The organism is Streptomyces coacervatus, assembly GCF_029223485.1.
Lineage (GTDB): Bacteria > Actinomycetota > Actinomycetes > Streptomycetales > Streptomycetaceae > Streptomyces > Streptomyces coacervatus.
In genome coordinates this window covers 235085-254200 of sequence record NZ_JARHTP010000013.1, presented here as the reverse complement: position 1 = coordinate 254200, position 19116 = coordinate 235085, and the positions used below count along the sequence as shown (strand labels likewise).

Annotated in this window: 22 protein-coding genes; 11 read left to right on the top strand and 11 right to left on the bottom strand. The window is 69.9% G+C overall.

What is annotated here, in order from left to right:
- Window positions 1–30: 30 nt before the first annotated feature.
- The 5 genes from P2Q00_RS30275 to P2Q00_RS30255 form a co-directional block, all read right to left on the bottom strand.
- Entirely contained in the window at window positions 31–513 is a 483-nt protein-coding gene (locus tag P2Q00_RS30275; protein WP_275776361.1) for a poly-gamma-glutamate biosynthesis protein PgsC/CapC, read from the bottom strand.
- A complete protein-coding gene (pgsB, locus tag P2Q00_RS30270) occupies window positions 510–1976 on the bottom strand; it encodes a poly-gamma-glutamate synthase PgsB (protein ID WP_275776359.1) in 1467 nt (488 codons plus the stop codon). Before pgsB ends, P2Q00_RS30275 begins: the two co-directional genes overlap by 4 nt.
- A 15-nt stretch (window positions 1977–1991) precedes the next feature.
- Complete coding sequence (locus P2Q00_RS30265) at window positions 1992–4292, bottom strand: HAMP domain-containing protein (RefSeq protein ID WP_275776357.1); 2301 nt, start codon at window positions 4290–4292, stop codon at window positions 1992–1994.
- A 218-nt stretch (window positions 4293–4510) separates the two neighbouring features.
- Entirely contained in the window at window positions 4511–5863 is a 1353-nt protein-coding gene (locus P2Q00_RS30260) for an alpha/beta hydrolase family protein (protein ID WP_275776355.1), read from the bottom strand.
- A 129-nt stretch (window positions 5864–5992) separates the two neighbouring features.
- Window positions 5993–6448, bottom strand: coding sequence for a TetR/AcrR family transcriptional regulator (locus tag P2Q00_RS30255; protein ID WP_275776353.1), 456 nt, complete (start codon window positions 6446–6448; stop codon window positions 5993–5995).
- Here P2Q00_RS30255 and P2Q00_RS30250 point away from each other — a divergent pair.
- The 5 genes from P2Q00_RS30250 to P2Q00_RS30235 all read left to right on the top strand — a co-directional run bounded on the left by P2Q00_RS30250 (window position 6438) and on the right by P2Q00_RS30235 (window position 7551).
- Window positions 6438–6686 (top strand): nuclear transport factor 2 family protein, encoded by a 249-nt coding sequence (locus P2Q00_RS30250; protein WP_275776352.1) that lies wholly within the window; start codon window positions 6438–6440, stop codon window positions 6684–6686. The two genes, P2Q00_RS30255 and P2Q00_RS30250, sit on opposite strands and share 11 nt — an antisense overlap.
- Window positions 6623–7024 (top strand): LLM class flavin-dependent oxidoreductase, encoded by a 402-nt coding sequence (locus P2Q00_RS50990; RefSeq protein ID WP_369293693.1) that lies wholly within the window; start codon window positions 6623–6625, stop codon window positions 7022–7024. The genes P2Q00_RS30250 and P2Q00_RS50990 overlap by 64 nt, the downstream gene beginning before the upstream one ends.
- Window positions 6918–7208, top strand: a complete 291-nt coding sequence (locus tag P2Q00_RS30245; protein ID WP_275776349.1) for an LLM class flavin-dependent oxidoreductase — start codon at window positions 6918–6920, stop codon at window positions 7206–7208. The genes P2Q00_RS50990 and P2Q00_RS30245 overlap by 107 nt, the downstream gene beginning before the upstream one ends.
- Before the next feature lie 79 nt (window positions 7209–7287).
- Complete coding sequence (locus P2Q00_RS30240; protein ID WP_275776347.1) at window positions 7288–7419, top strand: Gfo/Idh/MocA family oxidoreductase; 132 nt, start codon at window positions 7288–7290, stop codon at window positions 7417–7419.
- Window positions 7420–7551 (top strand): hypothetical protein, encoded by a 132-nt coding sequence (locus P2Q00_RS30235; protein WP_275776346.1) that lies wholly within the window; start codon window positions 7420–7422, stop codon window positions 7549–7551.
- Between the two features lie 62 nt (window positions 7552–7613).
- Here P2Q00_RS30235 and P2Q00_RS30230 read toward each other — a convergent pair whose 3' ends face one another.
- Window positions 7614–7904: an HPr family phosphocarrier protein gene (locus tag P2Q00_RS30230; RefSeq protein WP_275776344.1), complete on the bottom strand. Its 291-nt coding sequence runs from the start codon at window positions 7902–7904 to the stop codon at window positions 7614–7616.
- Window positions 7888–8280 (bottom strand): dihydroxyacetone kinase phosphoryl donor subunit DhaM, encoded by a 393-nt coding sequence (gene dhaM / locus P2Q00_RS30225; protein ID WP_275776343.1) that lies wholly within the window; start codon window positions 8278–8280, stop codon window positions 7888–7890. The genes P2Q00_RS30230 and dhaM overlap by 17 nt, the downstream gene beginning before the upstream one ends.
- Window positions 8281–8341: 61 nt before the next feature.
- On the opposite strand from dhaM, the gene P2Q00_RS30220 reads away from it, so the two are divergent.
- From P2Q00_RS30220 to P2Q00_RS30200, 5 genes are all read left to right on the top strand, one after another.
- Window positions 8342–9118 (top strand): IclR family transcriptional regulator, encoded by a 777-nt coding sequence (locus P2Q00_RS30220; protein ID WP_275776341.1) that lies wholly within the window; start codon window positions 8342–8344, stop codon window positions 9116–9118.
- Between the two features lie 140 nt (window positions 9119–9258).
- Entirely contained in the window at window positions 9259–10113 is an 855-nt protein-coding gene (locus P2Q00_RS30215; protein ID WP_275776340.1) for an MIP/aquaporin family protein, read from the top strand.
- The gene (gene dhaK / locus P2Q00_RS30210) at window positions 10110–11108 is read left to right on the top strand and encodes a dihydroxyacetone kinase subunit DhaK (RefSeq protein WP_275776339.1); all 999 of its coding nucleotides are present in this window, start codon (window positions 10110–10112) and stop codon (window positions 11106–11108) included. The genes P2Q00_RS30215 and dhaK overlap by 4 nt, the downstream gene beginning before the upstream one ends.
- A 118-nt stretch (window positions 11109–11226) precedes the next feature.
- On the top strand, window positions 11227–11868 hold the full coding sequence (gene dhaL / locus P2Q00_RS30205) for a dihydroxyacetone kinase subunit DhaL (RefSeq protein WP_275776337.1): 642 nt from the start codon (window positions 11227–11229) through the stop codon (window positions 11866–11868).
- Window positions 11865–13550: a phosphoenolpyruvate--protein phosphotransferase gene (locus P2Q00_RS30200; protein ID WP_275776335.1), complete on the top strand. Its 1686-nt coding sequence runs from the start codon at window positions 11865–11867 to the stop codon at window positions 13548–13550. The genes dhaL and P2Q00_RS30200 overlap by 4 nt, the downstream gene beginning before the upstream one ends.
- Before the next feature lie 45 nt (window positions 13551–13595).
- On the opposite strand, the gene P2Q00_RS30195 is transcribed toward P2Q00_RS30200, so the two are convergent.
- The gene (locus P2Q00_RS30195) at window positions 13596–14285 is read right to left on the bottom strand and encodes a hypothetical protein (protein ID WP_275776334.1); all 690 of its coding nucleotides are present in this window, start codon (window positions 14283–14285) and stop codon (window positions 13596–13598) included.
- Between the two features lie 495 nt (window positions 14286–14780).
- On the opposite strand from P2Q00_RS30195, the gene P2Q00_RS30190 reads away from it, so the two are divergent.
- Window positions 14781–15095, top strand: a complete 315-nt coding sequence (locus tag P2Q00_RS30190) for a hypothetical protein (protein ID WP_275776508.1) — start codon at window positions 14781–14783, stop codon at window positions 15093–15095.
- On the opposite strand, the gene P2Q00_RS30185 is transcribed toward P2Q00_RS30190, so the two are convergent.
- The 3 genes from P2Q00_RS30185 to P2Q00_RS30175 all read right to left on the bottom strand — a co-directional run bounded on the left by P2Q00_RS30185 (window position 15013) and on the right by P2Q00_RS30175 (window position 18725).
- On the bottom strand, window positions 15013–15522 hold the full coding sequence (locus P2Q00_RS30185) for an NUDIX domain-containing protein (RefSeq protein ID WP_275776501.1): 510 nt from the start codon (window positions 15520–15522) through the stop codon (window positions 15013–15015). The genes P2Q00_RS30190 and P2Q00_RS30185 overlap by 83 nt on opposite strands.
- 147 nt (window positions 15523–15669) lie before the next feature.
- A complete protein-coding gene (locus P2Q00_RS30180) occupies window positions 15670–16404 on the bottom strand; it encodes a DUF899 domain-containing protein (RefSeq protein ID WP_275776333.1) in 735 nt (244 codons plus the stop codon).
- Window positions 16405–17522: 1118 nt separating this feature from the next.
- Entirely contained in the window at window positions 17523–18725 is a 1203-nt protein-coding gene (locus tag P2Q00_RS30175; RefSeq protein WP_275776332.1) for a helix-turn-helix domain-containing protein, read from the bottom strand.
- Window positions 18726–19116 lie beyond the last annotated feature (391 nt).

Sequence of the window (19116 nt, the reverse complement as noted above, 5' to 3'; positions counted from 1 at the left end):
AAGTCCGGGGTGGAGAGCTTGGTGGGCAGGTCAGCCGGTGGGCAGGGCCCCGAGCAACAGTCCGGAGACCAGCACCACATACGTGACCAGCGTCACCGCCGTGGTCGAGATGACCGTGGCCGCCAGCGGCTGCCGGGTCAGCTGGTAGGAGACCAGACCGGGGACGATGAAGCCCAGCGTCTGTGACGTGTACAGCAGCGGAAACTCATGGCTGAGGGCGAGCATCACGGTGGTCTGCATCAGCACCGCGCACAGCACCACGGCGGCGAACAGCCGCTTGCCGTAGAGGATCACCGTGCGCTGGAGCAGCTTCGTCGCGAAGTACGTGAGCGCCGCGACGCCGACCATCAGCCCCGCCATCTGCACGTCGGTGACGAGTGTGAGGGCGATCCAGCCCGGGGTGATCATTCCCCCGGGAGAGAGGTTGGTCGTCAGATAGCAGACGAGCGAGAAGACCAGCCCGAGGGCGATCCCGAGCGCGGCGGTCTGTGGGGTGAGGGTGGCGGGGATCACTTGCGGTTCCTCGTGGGCTGGTACGGATCGTAGGGCTGGCGCGGGTCGTCCACGGTTCTCTCGCCGGCGGGCGGGCCGGGCTGGGCGGCGATACGGCGGGCGAGCTCGCGCTGTCCCGGGACGTGGAAGCCGTGCGCCGGTGTCTCCAGCGGCGCCACCCAGCGATACGGCTCCGGCTCGGGCGGCCGGGCCGTAGCGATCCGCGGCCGGGCCAGCGCGATCTGCATGGTCTCCTGGTCCAGTCCGTCGCCGCCGGGGACGGCGTCGAGTTCCTCCTCGGACTCGTCCAGCGGCAGCTCGGCGAGGCACTCCAGGAACAGCTCGCCCTGGCCGTGGATATTGCCGATCGCCACCAGCGAGGAGGCCGGGCCGAGTTCCGCGAGCATCGCCGCGGTCAGCTCATCGGGGTCCCGGCGGTCACCGCCGAGATCCACCACCCGCCCGGTGAAGCCGGCCGGAATGGCATCGCGGGCGCTCTTGGTCGGATGGCCGATCAGGAACACCGTCTCGGCGGCGAGGTCCGGGACGATCGCGCCCATCTGGCCGTTGCGCTCCACCCGGTCCGGACGGCAGTTGATGACCACGTTGAGCGGCCGCCTGATCGCGCCCAGATCCTCCAGCTGCTTGACGTTCATCAGCGTCGACTCGGGATCGTTGGCCGCGAAGACGTTGGCGAACCGCAGCCGCTTGCCCTCGGGGGTGATGTAGCGCTCGACCGACAGTACGCCCGGGTCGGGCGGCGCGTCCCACATGCCCTGCATCGCGGTCTGCCGCTCCACTCCGAGCAGTTCGGCGACGGCGAGCGCGATCGCCACGTTCTCCTTGAAGGTGAACCAGCTGAAGCCGCGCAGTTCGGCGTCGGTCACCGTCTCCGGATCGACCGCGATCAGACGGCAGTTCCGCTTGTCGGCCTCCTCCTGGAGGATGTGCAGCCGGTCCTTCTCCGCCGTCACGCACACCCCGCCCACCGGCATCGAGCGGGAGAGCGAGCGGGCGACGTCGTCCAGCGTCGGGCCCATCTCCTCCAGATGGTCCTCGCGGACGTTGCACAGCACGCCGATGGTGGAGCGGATCAGTTTCTCCTGGTTGATCTCCTGCAGCGCGGGCATCACCGCCATGCACTCGATCACCAGCGCGTCCGGCCGATAGGTCGCCGCCCGCCGCACGATGCCGATCTGCTCGACGATGTTGGAGATTCCGAACTTGCGGTAGATCGGCTCCTCGGTGGCATCCGGATGGATGAACCGGGCCGCGGTGCCGGTGGTCTTGGCCACCGTGACGAGGCCGCCGCCGCGCAGCGCGCCCGCGCACAGCCGGGTGATCGAACTCTTGCCGCGGATGCCGTTGACCAGCACCCGCGTCGGTATCTGGTCCAGCGAGTCGAAATGCCGCTTCTGCTCCAGGATTCCGGCGGCCCACAGCGCGGCGCAGCAGAGCAGGACTATGACATAGAGGAAGAGCACGCCAATTCCGTCCTTCTACCGCTGGAGTGTGTTCTCACGCCGGAACCCGGAGGTGCCGACGGCGTGCCCGGATCCGGCGTGACCGAATCCGGCTTGGCCGGATCTGCCCGCCCGGCCGCGTTCCGCCAGGGCCTGACGCATCAGTTCCAGGCCGCGGGTGACCGAGCCGACCTCGTCATGGTTGACCGGGTGCAACACGGTGCGGCGGTCCCCGCCGGCGAGCCGCTCGACGAGCAGGGCGACGCTGCGCAGCGGCCGGACCACCACGACGTGCAGCCAGCCCAGGCAGGCCACGCTCAGCGTGAGGGCCAGGATCCCGGCGAGCATGGTGCGCTGTTCGGCCTGCACCGCGGGGAGTTGGAGCGCCGCCGCGGGCTCCGCGGTCACCACGTGCCAGCGGAGGCGGGCCGTCGGGCCGCTCTGCGCCAGCGGCGCGGCGGCGTCGACCGACGGGCCGGAGGACGAGGAGAGCACCGCCGAGGTCGCGGTGCCCGCGGTACCCGGGGCGCCCTGGGTGGCGCGGGCGAGCCGGGTCAGGCCGGAGTCGGGCAGCGCCTGGAAGGCGCGGTAGCCCACGCTCGCCGCCAGCACCCGGTCATGGTCGTCCGTCACCCAGACGCTGCCCAGCTTCGGCCTGGCCAGGCCGGCGTTGAGCGTGTTCACGTCGATCTCGCCGAAAAGGACCACGCCGGCCGCCGGCGCCTTGCCCTTCACGGCGCGGACCTGGGCGTAGGCGGCGATCGCCGGGATACGGCCCGAGGTGTTGACCGTGGTGATCCCGCTGCCGGAGGGCACATGGACGAGGGTGCGCAGCGGTGTGTCGCCCACCCGCAGCGCGATGCCGCCGGAGCGGTCCAGCAGATACAGCGAGCGGAAGCGCTTGTGGTCGGCGAGAGTGCGCTTGAGAGCCTCGGTCTGGGCGGCCCGGCTCCGGCCCGGCAGGCTCGCGGCCACGTCGCTCAGGTCGGTGTACGACTGGTCGAAGGACTGCCGGATCCGGCTCGTCGCGATCTCGGTGCGTGCCTGCTGGGCGGCGAGGACCGGAGCCGGAACCGCGGTCGCGGTGTCCGCCCGGTTCAGCAGGAAGATCATCGGTACCGCCCAGCCGGCCACCAGCACCGCGCAGACCGCGGCCAGCGCCCTGTAGCCCGGTCCCCGCCGTGCCGGGAACTCCTGCGGGCCGCCCTCGCCGAGCAGTTGCCGGCGCAGCGACTCCAGGGCCCGCCCGATCCGGGCCAGTTCCCCGAAGCCATGCACCGGAACCGGCCGGGCGAGCTCCGCCCATGCGGCCGGCCCGGGCTCGGTCGCACCCCGGGCCAGGCGGTCGGCGGACAGATACAGCCGCAGCAGCGGCCGCTGCACGGAGTAGTGCAGCAACAGCCCGAGCAGCAGCGCGATCGCGGCCAGCGCCCCTGCGGCCTGCAGCGCGAAGCGCGAGTAGTCGGCGGTGGCGGTCGCCAGGGGAACCGCCCGGGAGGTGAGCACCACCAGCCCGAGGCCGTCGGTGTCGCCCGGGCCGGTGGCCGAGGCGACCTGGGCCCAGCCGGCCACCGTGCGCCGGCCGCCCGTGGTGGCGCCCGGCAGACTGCCCGAGGCGTCGCTGTCCTGCCCCGATCCCTTCGCCGCGCGGGCCGCCGACGCGGGCAGACCGCTGTCCGCCGCGGCCGGCGACGCCGTGCCGTGGGCCGCGGTGGCGAGCGCCGTGCCGCTCGCGTCCAGCACTTCGGCGGTGCGCCCGTCGCCGTAGGCCGTGAGGGCGGGGAGCGCCTCGGAGGCCACCAGCAGCCACTGCCGCTCGGTCCGGCTCTGGGCCTGGTACTGGTCCTGGTTGGCGTCCTCCTGCTGCGCGGGCAGCGTGACCTTGGCGAAGTACAGCAGTTGCCGCGTGCCGCCCGAGGTCACCAGCCGCGGCCGGATCGAACCGTGCCCGGACGTCAGCCCGGCGGCGTCCACTCCGGCCAGGGGCACCGGCCGGCCGCCGGCTGCCAGCAGCTTGCCGGTGTGCGAGTCGAGCAGGGCACTGCCGAGGACCGCCTTCCGGGCAGAGGTCAGCGCCTTGAGCGTGGTCGCCGGGGTCGATGTGCTCGTCGCAGGGTACGCGGCGGCCGTACGGCGTACCGTGCTCGCCTCGACGTCGATCATGGTGCGCACCGACAGCGCGGTGTCCGCGGCGATCTGCTGCTCACCGTTCAGCACAGCCTGGGGCACCCGCTCGGCATGGACGTCGCCGAGGCCGACCACGGTCAGGGCGGCGACCACCAGCAGCAGTACGACGAGCGAGGCGATCGGCGGGCGCACCCCGCCGAGCAGGGGCATATCGGCGCGGCGGCGGATGCGATGCCGACGCGGCGCCCGGGGGGCGGTGGGCAGGGGAGGGACCCTCTCTCAACTGGCGCCGAGCGCCCGAACGTTCGATCAGGCGAACACTTTAGCGTCACGCGATCACATAACCAACACACGTTCGTCTTTCTGCTGTCACATTCGACGCCCCGGAGAGCGGTCCCGCATACAGGGCCCGCCCTCCGGATGCCCGGTCAGCGGACGAAGGAGATTTCCGGGTAATTCCTGTCCGGCCCGTCGAGCAGGCTGCGGTGCTGGTGGCGCAGCTCCTGGTCGAAGAATGCGGCGAGATACACGCGCTGGACCTGGACCGCGCGGTTCGGGTCGATCGTGCCGTACTGCTGCTGGACCTGGGCCTGGGACATCCCGAGCAGGCCCGCCACCTGCGGCACCATCCACTCGTTGTCGCTGAACGACAGGTGCGCCGCGCCATGCAGCTGGACGTCGACCCGGTATCCCTTCAGGTGCGACCACAGCGTCCGCCACGACCCGTCGTTGTTGCGGTTGTGGCCACCGGAGCTGAAGAGCATGAACGGCCGGTCCAGGTCCTTGCTCGGCGCCGTCCCGAAGAACTGGCCGTCCAGGTTGGCACCGGCCTTGATCCGGGAGTCGAGCTGCATGGCGGTGTCGACCGCCGCGCCGCCCAGCGACCAGCCGAACATCCCGATGCGGGACATGTCCACGGCGCCCGACAGCCCGGTGGGGAGCGTGGGGTGGCCGGGGTCCGGGTTGCCGCCCCTGCTGATCGTGGAGAGCTGGTTGATGACGAAGCGGATGTCGGCCGCGCGCACCTTGAGGGTGTCGGAGGAGTGGGTGCCCGGCGCCATGCTGTTGACCTCGAGCCGGTTCCCGGGGAACTGCACCTCGTTCGCGTCGTGGGTGTGGTCGACGGTGACGACGAGGTAGCCGCGGCTGGCGAGATCCTGCGCGAGCGCGGTGCCCATCGCGCGGTCCGAGTGCAGCCCGGTCGAGTACAGCAGGACGGGCAGCTTGCCGAGCGCGGTGTCCACCGGGGCGAGGACATGGCCCGCGGTCGTCGGCAGGGTCACCTGCTGCGGGCTCAGTCCGCGCGTGGCGAGGAAGTGGGAGCCGGAGATCGACGGCATCCACGGCGCCTGGTAGTGCCCGGACGGGGCGACGGTCGGGTACCAGAGCGACACCATGACCTCACGGTGCCCACCCACGTAGGGATCCGTACGGGACTTGTCGACGAGGTGCAGGCCGACCATGCCCACGCTGTACTTGCCGGTCGGCGCGGGCATCTTGAGCTGGAGCGCGGACGCAGCCGTGCGCCCGGACGCGAAGGCCTCAGGGTGTACGGCCTTGTGCGGCAGCGGCGCTTCGTCGTTCTCGGGCGCCCAGGGAGTGTTCTGGTCGGCCCGGTCGGGCTCGTCGGGCGAGAACCCGGTGGCCGCGGGCTTGTTGGACGTCTTCCCGGCGGCCATCGCCGGCGTCATCCCCGCACCCAGGGCGACGGCCAGCGCAGAGGCCGAACCGACCGCTCTGGCGATCGTTCTGCGACGGTGGCGCGGGCGGCGGTGTTTCATGGAACCCCCTTGTTGGTCAGCGATCACAGAACGGGTGATCGACTGCCGCACACCGTACCGCCACATTCGACCGACGGATGCGCGCTCCCCGGATGCGGCCATGGTGAAGCTCGATAGGTCGGCCGGGCGTCAGCGGGGTGTGATGCCGTCGAGGGTGAGGTCGAGGAGGCGTTCGGCGGCGCCGGGGGAGAACTCGGCGGCGGTCGCAATGGTGTTGGCCACCATGAGCAGCTCGGTCGCTCCTACGTCCTCGCGGGCGTCGGCGAGCAGCTCGGTGACCGTCGCTTCCATCGGGTCGTGCCAGTGGCAGTTGAGGTTCTGGCTGTCGCCGGCGGTGTTGAGCGAGGCCGAGGTCAGGCCCCTGCGGGCGGTGAGGTGCTCGATCACCAGGCGAAGCCAGGCCCTGAGCGCCTGACCGTTCTCCGTGGTCTCCAGCAGCTCGCGGGCGGCGCCCGTAAGAGCCTCGATGTCGGCGGAGTACACCGCGTCCAGTAGGGCGTCGCGGGTGGGGAAGTACCGGTAGAGGGTGGCGTTGCCGACTCCCGCGCGGAGCGCGATGTCGTCGGGACCAGCGATGGCCTCCATCGAACTCGCCCTCCAGACCGTCGCAGCCCGCTACGCCGCCGGTAGCGACGACATCGCCGACGGCGGCGACACGGCGACGGGCGAGGTGTACTGCCTCGCCCATCACCTCAAGGACGGTCAGGTGCTGGTGACCGTCATCCGCTACCAGGACAACTACAGCCGTCAGGACGGCGAATGGCGGCTCGACGACCGCACGGTGATCACCGACTGGCAGCACACCGATGCCGTGGCCGCCTGATCATGGCCCTTGCCCTGTCCGTCCTCGATTTCATTCCGATCCGGTCCGACCGGACGACCGCGGACGCCGTGGCGGCCTCCCTGAAACTGGCGAGGGTCGCCGACGAGCCGGGCTACGAGCGGTACCGGGTGGCCGAACACCACTCCTCGCCCTTCGCCTCCACCAACCCGCCGGTGGTCGTCGGCATGATCGCGTCCCGGACCGAACGCAAGGGTCGGCTCCGGCGGTGTAATGCTGCCGAACCATGCCCCGTTCGTGGTGGCGGAGCAGTGCGCGCTGCTGGAGGCGGCCTTTCCGGGCCGGATCGATCTCGGCCTCGGCCGGGCGCCCGGCGGTGATCCGGGCACGGTCTTCGCCTTGCGCGCCGATCCGGCCCTGGCCCGAGAGGCGACGGCCAGGTTTCCCGAACACATCGAGCACCTGATGCCGATGTTGGAGCCCGAGGGAGCCGCCATCCGGCTCGGCGGCCAGACCTTCCGGCTCAAGGGGACCTGGCAGGCCGGCTCGGTCCCGGCCACCTGACTGCTCGGGTCCTCGAACCATTCGGCCGAACTGCCTCCAGTTCCTTGGCCGCTTGTGCCACCCCGGGGCGGGGTCGGTGGTGCCCTTCCTCTCCGACTACCGCGACCTGTTGGCGCGCGAGGACGTCGACGCGGTCGTCATCAGCTCCCCGGCCGTCCACCACGCCGAACAGATCGCCGCGGCGGCCCGGGCCGGCAAGCACCATCCGTAGATGACACTCCGGGCGTTGATCGACGGTGCGGAACCGTCCTTCGGGCAGGCGGGCGCCATCGACCAGGCACGAGTCATCGAGGCCCTGCGCGAGTCCGGCGGGCGCGGCACTCCCGTCATGCTCGGAGCCTGACGGGGAACACTGCCACGTAGGGGAAGCGGCGGCCGCTCGTTCGCTCGGTGGCAGTGGCCGGGCTACTCGGCGTTGGCGAGGATGTCGGCCAACGCCGTGACGGCCTGCTCGGCGTCGGGGCCTTCGGCGCGGACGGTCACCGTGGTGCCGACCGTGGCACCCAGCCCCATCACGGCGAGGACACCGGTCGGATTGACCGTGCGGCCGCTGTGCTCCAGCCGTATGGCACTGGCGAATCCTGAGGCGGCTCGGGCGAGTTGGCCCGCGGGGCGGGCGTGCAGGTTGGCGGGCAGGATGACGACCCTCTCGTGAATCGCCGGGTTCGTGGTGGCGGCGTCAGAGCTTGGACACATTGCGGGCCTCCTTGGCGGCGTCGGCGACGGTCTTCAGGTCGGCGCCGGAAGCGGCGGTGACGACGGCTGCGACGGCTCCTTCGACGAAGGGAGCGTCGACGATGGTGACGTCGGGGCGGGGATGGTCTTCCAGGACGGTGCGGGCGGTCAGGACGGAGCTGCCGAGGTCGGGGAGGACGACGACGCCGGCTCCGCGGTCGGCGTGCCGGATCGCGGTCAGGACGAGGTCGTAGCTGGTGCCGATCCGGCCGTCGTCGGTTCCTCCGGCGACGGCGAGGGGGACTGTGTCGGAGCCGATCTGCTCCACCAGCAGGCGTAGGCCCGCGGCGAGCTCGGCGCTGTGGGACACGAGTACGATGCCGACAGGGTTGGTCATGAACAGGTACGTTAAATCTCGGAACGCTGTTCATCAATACTGAATCGAGGAGAAATTTTCGATGGTGCAGGCGGTGCAGCGTGCGGTGCAGATCTTGCGGGAGCTCGCGTCCACCGGTCCTCGGCTGGGTGTGACCGAGCTGGCCGACCGCCTGGGCGTGGCCAAGCCCACCGTGCATGCGCTGCTGCGCACGCTGGAGGCCGAGGGGCTGGTGGTGCAGGACCGTGACAGCTCGAAGTACCAGCTGGGCCCGGACCTGGTGCAGCTGGGCAACGCCTACCTGGACACCCAGGAGCTGCGGACCCGCTCGCTGACCTGGGCGGACCAGCTCGCCAGCCGGGCGAACGAGGCGGTGTGGGTGGCGGTGCTCACCGGCGACCACATCCTGGTGGTGCACCACGCCTTCCGGCCGGAGGGCGCCGTACAGATCCTTGAGGTGGGTGCCAGTATCCCGTGGAGCACCTGCGCCCTGGGCAAGGCCATCGTGGCGTGCATCCCGACGTCCGAGCGCGAGCGGCTGCTCGCGGGTGAGCCGGCCGTGCTCACCGGCGCCAGCATCACCGACCCGCAAGAGCTCGCCGGGCAGCTGAAGGAGATTCTCCGGACGGGCTACGCGGTCGAGGACCAGGAGTCCGCCATCGGGGACGCAGGCATCGCATCCCCGGTCTTCGACCGGTCCGGCGAGGTGGTCGGCGCCATCGGCATCGTCGGCCCCGTCGAGCGCCTGCTGGCCGAACCGGCACGTCAGGAGCTTGCTGTCGTGGTCCGCGAGACGGCCCGCAACCTCTCCCGGGACTTGGGTGCCCCCCGCGGGGGTGCCCGCGCCACCGGCGCCTGACCTGCAGCGGCCGCCGCCTTCCGGTGTCCCGGCCCCTCGGCGCGCTGCCGGGGGGCCTTTCGCGTATCCGGGACCCAGTAGTCGCCGAAGCTCTTGACAGGCGTGAAACGCGGGCTTAATTTCCGGAACAACGTTCATCAATGATGAACACTCATTGCCTGCTCAACGCGGAGGAGGTGAGCGCCCCAAGCCGCAGCTCGGCACTGGGCGCGCCGTCCATGGAAGAAAACACCTACCCACAGAAACTCCTCGCCGAAATGCTGGGCACCGCGGTGCTGGTGTTCATCGGCGTCGGTTCGGTCCCCGCAACACTCATCGTCGGCGGCGACGCGCCGTTCACCATGGCGCAGCTGGGCATGATCTCGCTGGCTTTCGCCACCGCGGTGATCGCCATGGTCTACGCGATCGGCCATGTCTCCGGCTGCCAGATCAACCCGGCCATCACACTGGCGCTGGCGGTCACGAAGAAAATGCCCTGGCGGGATGTTCCCGGCTATGTCGCCGCCCAGGTGGCCGGGGCGGTGCTGGGGGCTCTTGCGATCGTCGGGGTGCTGGGCAAGAAGGCCGTCGACGTCGGCCTCGGCATCGCCGCCTACGGCACCGGTGTCGGTGCCGGTCAGGCCTTCTTTGCCGAGGCGGTCGGCACGTTCATCCTCGCCTTCGTCGTCTTCGGGGCCGTCGAACGGCGCGCGGCCGGCGGTTTCGCGGGCCTGGCCATCGGACTGGGCGTGTTCGCCATCATCATTCCGGTGGCGCCCGCCACCTCGGCGTCCATCAATCCGGCCAGGACGCTCGGCCCGATGATCACTGGAGAGCTGTTCGGCGGCACGGTCCACTGGGATCAACTGCCCGTCTATCTGGCCGCCGAGGTGATCGGAGCCATTGCCGGCGGCGTGCTCTACGTCGCTCTCAACACCCACCGCAGGACGGCCACCACAACCCCGGCCGAGAACCGGGATGTTGAGCCCGCCACCGCCCAAGGAGCCCTGTCGTGAAGAAGCTCATCAATGCGCCCGAGACGGTGCTGGACGACGCCCTGGCCGGGATCGCCGTCGCCCACCAGGAATTGACGGTCGACGCGGAGAACAAGGTGATCGCCCGCGCGGGCGGCACCAGGCCGGGCAAGGTCGCCCTCATCTCCGGCGGCGGTTCCGGGCACGAGCCCCTGCACGGCGGTTTCGTGGGGCTCGGCATGCTGGACGCCGCCTGTCCGGGCGAGGTGTTCACTTCTCCCGTACCGGGCCAGATGCTGGCTGCCGCTCAGGCCGTCGACGGCGGAGCGGGCGTGTTGTTCATTGTGAAGAACTACACCGGCGACGTACTCAACTTCCAGATGGCTGCCGAACTCGCGGGCGAGGAGGGCCGCACCGTGGAGACCGTTCTGGTCGACGACGATGTCGCCGTCCAGGACTCCACCTACACCGCCGGCCGGCGCGGCACCGGAGCGACTGTCTTCGTCGAGAAGATCGCCGGCGCCCTCGCCGAGCAGGGAGCCGACCTCGCCACCGTCGCCGAGATGGGCAAGCGGGTCAACGCCGCCTCCCGTTCCTTCGCCGTGGCACTGACCGCCTGCACCACCCCTGCCTCCGGCAAGCCGGGCTTCGACCTGCCCGAGGACGAGATGGAGGTCGGCGTCGGCATTCACGGCGAGCCCGGCCGCCGTAGGGAGAAGCTCCGCCCGGCCAAGGAGATCGTGGCCACTGCCCTGGAGGCGATCCTGGCCGACCAGCCGCTGGCCGGCGGGGACGAGACCATCGTCATGGTCAACGGCCTGGGTGGCACACCCCTCATCGAGCTGTACGTGGTCTTCAAGGAGGTCGCCGCCGTACTCGCGGACCAAGGCGTGGTTGTCGCCCGCAACCTCGTCGGGAACTATGTGACCAGCCTGGACATGGCGGGCGTTTCCATCACCGTGTGCAAGGCCGACGCCGACATGCTGTCCCTGTGGGATGCACCCGTGAACACCCCCGCACTGCGCTGGGGCGTCTGAACCGAGCCGGGGGCGGGGCCGCGTAACCCCGAGGGCCGCCCCCTCCAACTGGACGAGAGCGCACTCCCGGATCCGCCCCCGCCCCCGGCTCACCCAACCGTAGACCCACGCACCCACCATGAACGGAGACACCGTGGACACCGACCTCGCCCGCACATGGGTGCAGGCCATCGCCGCCGCCGTGGACCAGCACAAGGACCACCTCACCCAACTCGACTCGGCCATCGGCGACGCCGACCACGGCATCAACATGCATCGCGGCTTCTCCGCCGCGGCCAAGGTCCTTGCCGGATCGGAGCCGGACACCGTCGGGGCGGTCCTGGTCAAGGCGGGCACAACCCTCATCTCCAGCGTCGGAGGCGCGTCCGGTCCGCTCTACGGCAGCGCCTTCCGGGCCATCGGCAAGGCGCTGGAGGTGCCGACCGCCGACTCACAGCAGTTCGCCGCCGCCCTTGCCGCCGGCCTTGAGAGCGTCCAGAAGCTCGGCGCGGCAGAGCCCGGTGACAAGACCATGGTCGATGCCTATGCCCCCGCGGTGGCCGCCTTCCAGCTGCGGGTCGACTCCGGCGGGGACTTCGCCGCCGCGGCCGGGGCCGCGGCGGACGCTGCCGAGGAGGGCATGCGCGCGACCACCCCCATGCAGGCACGCAAGGGCCGGGCCTCCTACCTCGGTGCCCGCAGCATCGGCCATCAGGACCCCGGCGCCACCTCCACCGCCCTGATCTTCCGTGCCCTAGCGCAGACGCTGGAGGCCCGATGAGCCGCCGGGCCTACACCGGTCGTACGGCCGCATTCGGTACGGCACTGGGCTTCCTCCATCGCACCGACCGCACACCGACCCCCACCCTGCTTCCCCATCGCGTCGGCGGCGATCCCGCCCGGCAGATCACCGACGCCTTCGATGCCGTCGCCACCAGCCTGCTCGACCTGTCCGCCTCGCTGCGTGAGCAGGGCAAGGACGAACAGGCCGACATCATGGAGGTCAACGGCTACATCGCGCAGGACCACGATCTGCGCGAACAGGCGATCAAGCGCACGCGCCAAGGGCAGCCGGTGCCCGTCGCCGTCCGGCAGGCCGTCGACACGTATGCCGGAGTCATCGCCGCCCTGGACGACCCGACCCTGGCCGAACGCGCCGCCGACGTCCGGCAGGTCGGCCGCAGAGTCCTGGCCTGGATACACGGCGACACGGGCCCCGCACCAGACCGCCCCCTGGTCCTGGTCGCCCATGAAATCGGCGCGGCAGACCTGCTCGAACCCGGCCGCACAGTGACCGCCGCCCTCTCCGTCACCGGCGGACCCAACTCCCATGCCGCCATCGTCGCCCGCTCCCAGGGCATACCTCTCCTGCTCGCCGTCGACTCCACCCTGCTCGACGAACCGGACGGGCAGGAGATCCTCCTCGACGCCGATCGGGCATCCGCGGTCCTCCATCCCGACGACGACGAACGCAGCACCGCGCTCCACGCCATGGAAGCCGCCCGCACCCGCCGCCTCGCGCTCGCCGAGGAACGCCATCTGCCCGCCGAGACGCTCGACCACCGCCCAGTCGTTCTGCGGGCCAATGTCGCCACCCCGGCCGACGCCCGCGCAACGCTGACCGCGGGCGCCGACGGCGTCGGCCTGCTCCGCACCGAGCTGCCCTTCCTCAACCATCGCGCCTGGCCCACCCGCGACCAGCACGCGGCTGCTCTCGTTCCCGTCCTGCGCGCCCTGACCGGGCAGGTCGTCACGGTACGCACTCTGGACTTCGCCGACGACAAACTGCCGCCGTTCCTCTCAACAGGCCGTGAAGACGGGCGGATTGGCCGCGGACTGCCTCTCATGCTGGCCCAACCGGATGCCTTCGCAGAACAGTTCCGCAGCCTGCTCACCGCCGGAGCGGAAACCGACCTGCGCATCATGATCCCCATGGTGGCGAGCGTCGACGAACTCCATGCCTGCCGCGAGCTTCTGCAGTCCGCAGCCGCGGAACTCGCGGTCCCCGCACCCCCGCTCGGCATCATGGTCGAGCTCCCCGAAGCCGTGGCAGTGGCAGATGACCTTGCCCGCGAAGCTTCCTTCCTCTCCATCGGCAGCAACGACCTGACCTGCCAGATCCTGGGCCTGGACCGGCGCGACCCCGCCGCCACCCCTGCCATGGCCGCACACCCCGCCGTGCTCGACGCCATCTCCCAGGTGGTCACCGCCGCACACCGCCACCACCGCCAGGTCTCCGTCTGCGGTGACGCCGCCGCTCACCCTCTCGTCACTCCCCTCCTCATCGGCCTCGGCTGCGACAGCCTCTCCGTAGCACCCGCCGCGCTGGACGAAGTCCGTGCCCGTGTCCGCCGGCTCCGCCACGACACCTGCGCTTCCACGGCAGCTGCCGCCCTCGCCCTGCAGACTCCCGAAGACGTCTGGCAACTCGTCCGACAGCACTGCCAACCGTCGCTGCCATGACCCATGGCAATCGCATGACTCGCGGTCGGTCGCGCAGCAGACACGTCAGGCCGGAGAGTCCTCCGGCTCCTGCGCTCGCTCGGCCTCGGCCGTCGCCTTCTCGGCCAGTCGATCCGCGGTGCCGCGGACGGCCGCCCACGCCAGCAACAGGATCTCGACGCCCGCCGCGATGCCTGCCCCCAGGAATTTCCCGGAACCCGCCGGCCGCCCGCCCGTCGACAGCGGGACCTTCCCCTCGGGGTCCACGGTGACGGTGATCGTCTGGCCGACCTTCACCTTCTCTCCGTAGACCCTGCCGGGTACCGGCCGCCCCGACGGGTCCTTCAGTTCCGCGACGAACAGTGGGGGATCCGCCCCCTGGTCGACCCAGTAGGTGTCGGTCACGGTCGCCCGCACCTCCTGGCCACGGGCGTGCATCGCCCGCTGGTCCAGGCCCGAATAGGTCAGGTGCATCACGACCAGTGCGCTGATGGGCAGCACGAGCAGCGCCAGGATGGCCCATCCCTCGGGCTCCTCCATGCTGGGCACCATCACGCCCAGGAGATAGAACGCCAGGAAATAGAGCACTGGGTACACCACGAGCGCCACCCAGATGCTCTGCGTCACGTGCAGCAGAATGCCGGCACCGACCTCGATGCCCAGGCACACCGCCCCGGAGCCCAGCAGAAGCAATGCGGCCAGACCCGCCTGACGGCCCGGTCTCCGTATTCGCCCGTCCACAGTCCCCCCGTTCACCGAACGCGTTCCCCAACTGGTCGGCGAAGACGAGCGATCCGTACCCATCCACGCTCCGCGACCGAGATCAGTTTTCCCAGGATGCAGACCGGCTTACACCGCCGGTCCGCCGCATGATTACGTCATGACGAGTCCTGCTGCCTTCCGGGACCAGGCCAACTGGTGCGGTGGCTACTACGAGTTGGCCATTGAGGTTGGATCGAGTGATGACGACCAGCTTCAGGCCGCACAGCAACCGTGAACCTGAGGTCCAGGATCCCGTGCCGTGCACGGTTGACTCCCTGACCGAGTTCGGCCACCTTCACGGCCAGGCTTCTCTGCCGACGGGCCGACGGGCCGACGGGCCGACGGGCAGGCGGGTCGTGTGCGGTTGCGTGGCGATCCGCGGCGGTGACGAAAGCAGTGACTGGCTGGACTTTTACGTCCCGCTGGGAGCGCTGGACCACGCGGGTCTTGCGTTACTGGGACGGGAGGCCGTTCTTACGTTCCGACGTGATGGACGAGTGGCTGGCCGCCATCGGGACCGAGACCATCAAGAGCGTCTGCTTCAGCCCGGGGGTCATCGGCTGGGACGTCTCTGGCTGCACTGACGACGAACGCGAAGCCCTCGAAGGCGACCGCGAAGCCGTCACCGCCCTTGCCGAACGTCTCGCGGACACCCACACTCCCGCCGGCCCCACTCCCAGAGACCTCGGAACGACCGGATCCTTCGTCCCACTGCACCAGCTCATGAGCACCGTTCCTGCGCAGAAGCCGGGGCAGCACGACAAGCGAGATATCGATCGAAAACCGCCTGACTATCAGGGGTGAAGGTCCACTGCCGCAGAGCCCGCCGCAGCTCGGACTCAGTCAGCCACCCGTGCCAGCTCACCTCTTCCGGATCGGGGGCGACGATCTCCGGAAGCACGGCGTCACAAACCGCAAGCCAGTGAGGGCTGAGCCCGCCCCGGTTGAGGAACTTGAACCGAAGGCGCGCTGTCGCCCGCACTCCCAGCTCCTCGCTGAGTTCGCGGGCGGCTGCCTGCTGATAGGACTCGCCGACTCCCGCAGCACCCCCGACCCCGAGTTCGTAGTGCCCTGGGAAACGGGACAGGTGCTCGGCCCGCCGATGGACGAGAAAACGGCTTTGCCTATCGCGGCACACCACCACGCCAACCCGGTGCAGCCAGCCCTCCCGAACGGCGTCCCGCCGACTGACTACCCCCAGCACACGGTCCTGAGCGTCAACACGTTCCACGAGTTCATCCACGACGCACACGATCCCAGGCCCCACTGACACCCGCCCGGAATGCCCGGACAGGCACGCAGCCAACGGCCATGCACGCCCGGCCGTCCGCAAGTCCTCAATCCGGACAACGACATCGACGACTCACAGAACCCCCACTCAGGTCTTCCCGTACTCGTCGTGACGACGCAGCCAGTGGGTCTGCTCGCCCTCCTCGTGGCGGCCCAGCGGTGTCCGGTCGAGGAGGCCGTAGTAGGCCATGGCAGGCTCAAGGCCGCGCGCGGTGGTGACGTATGTCCGATAGACGGTGCCGTCCGAGAGGGCGTAGGCACTCAGCCCCGGCCCCTCGGTGACGTACCCGAGCACATTCGTGCCGGATGCCTCCGCCATCTGGCTCACCGTCGGCGGGATCTCGCCATCGAGGAACGGCCTCAGCTCTTCCTCGCTGTACAGAAAGCCGAGGTCGCGGTGGAAGTCGCTGCCCACGGTGGAGACCCAGCCGAAGCTCCAGCCCATCCGCTCCCGGTAGGCAAGCAGCTTGTCGATCGGCGCCCGCGAGGAGCAGATCAGTGTCACGTCGCGGGCCTTGAGGTGGACCACTTGGGGGTCGAGGGTGTCCGCGATCGAGGAGCAGACCGGGCATCCGGCCTCGTACGGCGGGCCGAACATGAAGTGGTAGATGAGCAGCTGTGAACGCCCGTCGAAGAGGTCCGCGAGCGACTTGGTCCCGGCCTCGGTCTCGAAACCGTAGTCTTTCTCGACCGGCACCCAGGGAAGCTCCCGCCGCTTCCGCGCGAGCTCGTCGCCGCGTCGGGTGAGTGCCTTCTCCTCCGCGAGCAACTCCTCTCGGGCTGCCTGGAATTCCTCCTGCGTAGCGACCTTGTGCTCGGGCATTGCCTTTCCCTCCTGTGTGGGAGCAGAACACCGCATCAGGGCGGGCGATCACCCCCCGCGGCTACCTGCCGGCAGCGCCTGCACCGGCGTACCCATCCGGCCATACGTCCACCGTACGCGCGCGGCGCCGGGCCTTCGAGACGTAAAGCCCCTGACCCGAGGTGGCTCACCGAAACCGACTGGTGACCGCCCTGACCTCGGCGGGGACCACGTTCAGTGCGAGGCTCGGCCCATGGACAGTGGCGGCACCCGACCGCTGTCCGCTGGCGCGGGCGGCGGACTGGGAGGGCCTCGGGGCGCAGCCCGTCAGGAGCGGGCGAGTGTCCCGTGCATGCGAACCGCGACGATCATGCCGAAGACAGTCGTGAGCGCGGCGACGACCCAGACCGCGGTGCTGAGGCCGTAGGGGGCGTCGAGGCCCCCGGCCAGGAGGGCGCAGACGACGAAGCCTCCGTCGAGCCACAGGCGGTAGACACCGACGGCACGGGGCGCCCCGGCCGAGGAGGTAGTCGGCGTGCTCGCGCAAGGTGTGCATCGCGTCGCTGGTGACGACGGCTCCTGCCAGGGATGCTTGATGGATCTGCCCCACGGCGGAGCGGCGGCTGGGCCTTGACCTGCTGCTGCGGATGCTGTGGAGCTGTGCCGGCCGCGGGTCCTTCGACAGCCAGTCGGAGGCGTCGATCCCGGTGTCCTCGCCAGGTCGGCGGTGCGGGTCGGGCGGGAGCGGCTCGGCGGGGAGAGAGCCAGCAGCCGACGCTGACGGATGGGGAGACGGATCTCGAGTCGGCGATGTGTCAGGTGGAGCTCGGGGATGCACGGGCACCTTCTGATGACGGACGTGGCACGGGTGGCGCTTCCCGGGCGTACAGATTCACCGACCGTGACGTCAGCGCCGGACAGGAGCTCGTCTTGGTCGGCTTTCGTCCGGTGTGGGCACGGTGGTGATCAAGCATTGCGTGACCCACCGCCTCTATGCGATCAGGCATGGTGGCTGCGCCGTGCGCCCAGCGGTGCGGGTCACGATCGGGGCTCTGATCGAAGCGGCCAAGGCTCGGGACGACGCCGCTGAGCCGCTAGGGCACGCGTCGTCGCAGTCCTCTGGATTCAGTGCAGGTCGGTCAAGTCTGTGTCTCTGCCACGGCGCGCCACAACTCTGCGGTGAGGTCGAGCATGCCGTGTGCCTGGGCCTGAGCGGCGAGCGCGCGCAGGCGGTCGAGCGCTGCGGGGTCAGACTGCTTGGCACGAACCTGTTCCTGAAGCATCTGCAGGCGAATCTGATCGCGGAAGTTCAGTAGGTCCCTGCTTGCGGCGGCTTGCTCGCACAGGCTCGATGCCTCTGTGTACTCGCCCTGGGCATAGGCGAGTTGAGCCTGAAGGAAGGCGTGCTCCTGATGGTGCTGTGCAGTGCCGACGAGATTCAGGGCAGGCCGCGCCTCGTCGAGATAGCGCTGTGTCTTGTCCAGGTCCGGCGGCAGAGCCTGGAGGGCGAGTGCGGCTGCGGCATGGCGCAGCCGCATCCACAGGACCGGGTCATCATGGCTGGAGAGCGCGGCCATCGCGCGATCCAGGAATGAGGTGGAGAGGTCGTGGTTCCCCTGCCGGGTCGAGACGGTTGCCGCGGTCCACAGGGCCTGGGCGGCCAGCACCCCGGTCTCGGAGCCGAGTTTGGCGCAGGCCTCCTCGCTGAGCCGGAAAGCCTCGGCCAGGTCTCCGAGTTCGGCCGTGACGGATGCGAGCAGAAGACGACATCGCAACATGTCCTGACTGTCGAGGGCCGCTTCATGGCCGATCCGCAACGCCGCAAGCGCCGTGAGTCTGGCGGGGTCGGCCTCGCCGAGGTCGCGCTGGCAGCGTGCGAGTTGCAGACGGGAATGGACCTGCAAGACGGCGTGGCCCAGCTCGTCCGAGAGCGTCACCAGCGTGGTGAGGGTGCCGCGAGCCTCGGTCCGTTCGCCTGAGGCCGTGAGGATCTGGGCGAGATGGGCGTATGCCTGCCACCGGAGACCGGTGTCCGCGTGCTCTGAACGGGACAACGCCGATTCGAGCATCCGGCGAGCATGATCCGATTCGTCGCCCGTCGCCTGTACCGCCGCGAGCACGTCGACGAGGTCTGAGGGGTCCGTCGTGTCGAATGCGCTGACCGGGACGCCGAGTCGCTCCGCGAGGATGGCTACGGCACGCTCGGTCGGCGGCCGTGCACCCGATTCGAGCCGCGACAGGTAGGTGGAGGACATGCCGGGGCTGGTGAGGTCCGACTGTGTCTTGTCCTGCTGCTGTCGAAGCTGCTTCAGTCGCCGACCGAATGAGGGCTGCGTCAGCATGGTTCCATCCCAGGCTCGTTCCGTGTCCCCGTCCGGTCGGCATATTGTCAACTAACCCCGCGAAAGGTCAAACAGCGGGGAAACTCATGGTTGCCCAGGTGGTCTCACGGCCACTCGATGGACCCTGGCTGCATCGTGGCACGGTCGTCCGGACCACCTTGCGCAGCGGTTGCGGTGCCGACTCCCAACATGAGGGCGGTGCAGGCGGCGAGGCCGGTCAGGAGTATGCGACTGGCGAGCTTCATTAGGGATTTCTCTTTCTCTTTGCTGAGCCGCGGCGGTGCTTGGAGTCTGACTGCGGCGGGGGTCGATCGATGGTCCGTCCCCCCATGTGACCGGGGGCGACGTCTGAAGCTAGCGAGGCACTGCGACGTTGGCAAGTGATTGACAA

Coding starts and splice junctions, on each gene's coding strand:
- P2Q00_RS30215 (WP_275776340.1), top strand. CDS start 9,259: ATGATGAACACTCATTGCCTGCTCAACGCGGAGGAGGTGAGCGCCCCA.
- dhaM (WP_275776343.1), bottom strand. CDS start 8,280: ATGACCAACCCTGTCGGCATCGTACTCGTGTCCCACAGCGCCGAGCTC.
- P2Q00_RS30235 (WP_275776346.1), top strand. CDS start 7,420: ATGACACTCCGGGCGTTGATCGACGGTGCGGAACCGTCCTTCGGGCAG.
- P2Q00_RS30200 (WP_275776335.1), top strand. CDS start 11,865: ATGAGCCGCCGGGCCTACACCGGTCGTACGGCCGCATTCGGTACGGCA.
- P2Q00_RS30260 (WP_275776355.1), bottom strand. CDS start 5,863: ATGAAACACCGCCGCCCGCGCCACCGTCGCAGAACGATCGCCAGAGCG.
- P2Q00_RS30220 (WP_275776341.1), top strand. CDS start 8,342: ATGGTGCAGGCGGTGCAGCGTGCGGTGCAGATCTTGCGGGAGCTCGCG.
- dhaL (WP_275776337.1), top strand. CDS start 11,227: ATGAACGGAGACACCGTGGACACCGACCTCGCCCGCACATGGGTGCAG.
- P2Q00_RS30265 (WP_275776357.1), bottom strand. CDS start 4,292: ATGCCCCTGCTCGGCGGGGTGCGCCCGCCGATCGCCTCGCTCGTCGTA.
- P2Q00_RS30180 (WP_275776333.1), bottom strand. CDS start 16,404: ATGCCCGAGCACAAGGTCGCTACGCAGGAGGAATTCCAGGCAGCCCGA.
- P2Q00_RS30230 (WP_275776344.1), bottom strand. CDS start 7,904: ATGTGTCCAAGCTCTGACGCCGCCACCACGAACCCGGCGATTCACGAG.
- P2Q00_RS30245 (WP_275776349.1), top strand. CDS start 6,918: ATGCTGCCGAACCATGCCCCGTTCGTGGTGGCGGAGCAGTGCGCGCTG.
- P2Q00_RS30175 (WP_275776332.1), bottom strand. CDS start 18,725: ATGCTGACGCAGCCCTCATTCGGTCGGCGACTGAAGCAGCTTCGACAG.
- P2Q00_RS30250 (WP_275776352.1), top strand. CDS start 6,438: ATGGCCTCCATCGAACTCGCCCTCCAGACCGTCGCAGCCCGCTACGCC.
- P2Q00_RS30190 (WP_275776508.1), top strand. CDS start 14,781: ATGGACGAGTGGCTGGCCGCCATCGGGACCGAGACCATCAAGAGCGTC.
- P2Q00_RS30255 (WP_275776353.1), bottom strand. CDS start 6,448: ATGGAGGCCATCGCTGGTCCCGACGACATCGCGCTCCGCGCGGGAGTC.
- P2Q00_RS50990 (WP_369293693.1), top strand. CDS start 6,623: ATGGCGGCTCGACGACCGCACGGTGATCACCGACTGGCAGCACACCGA.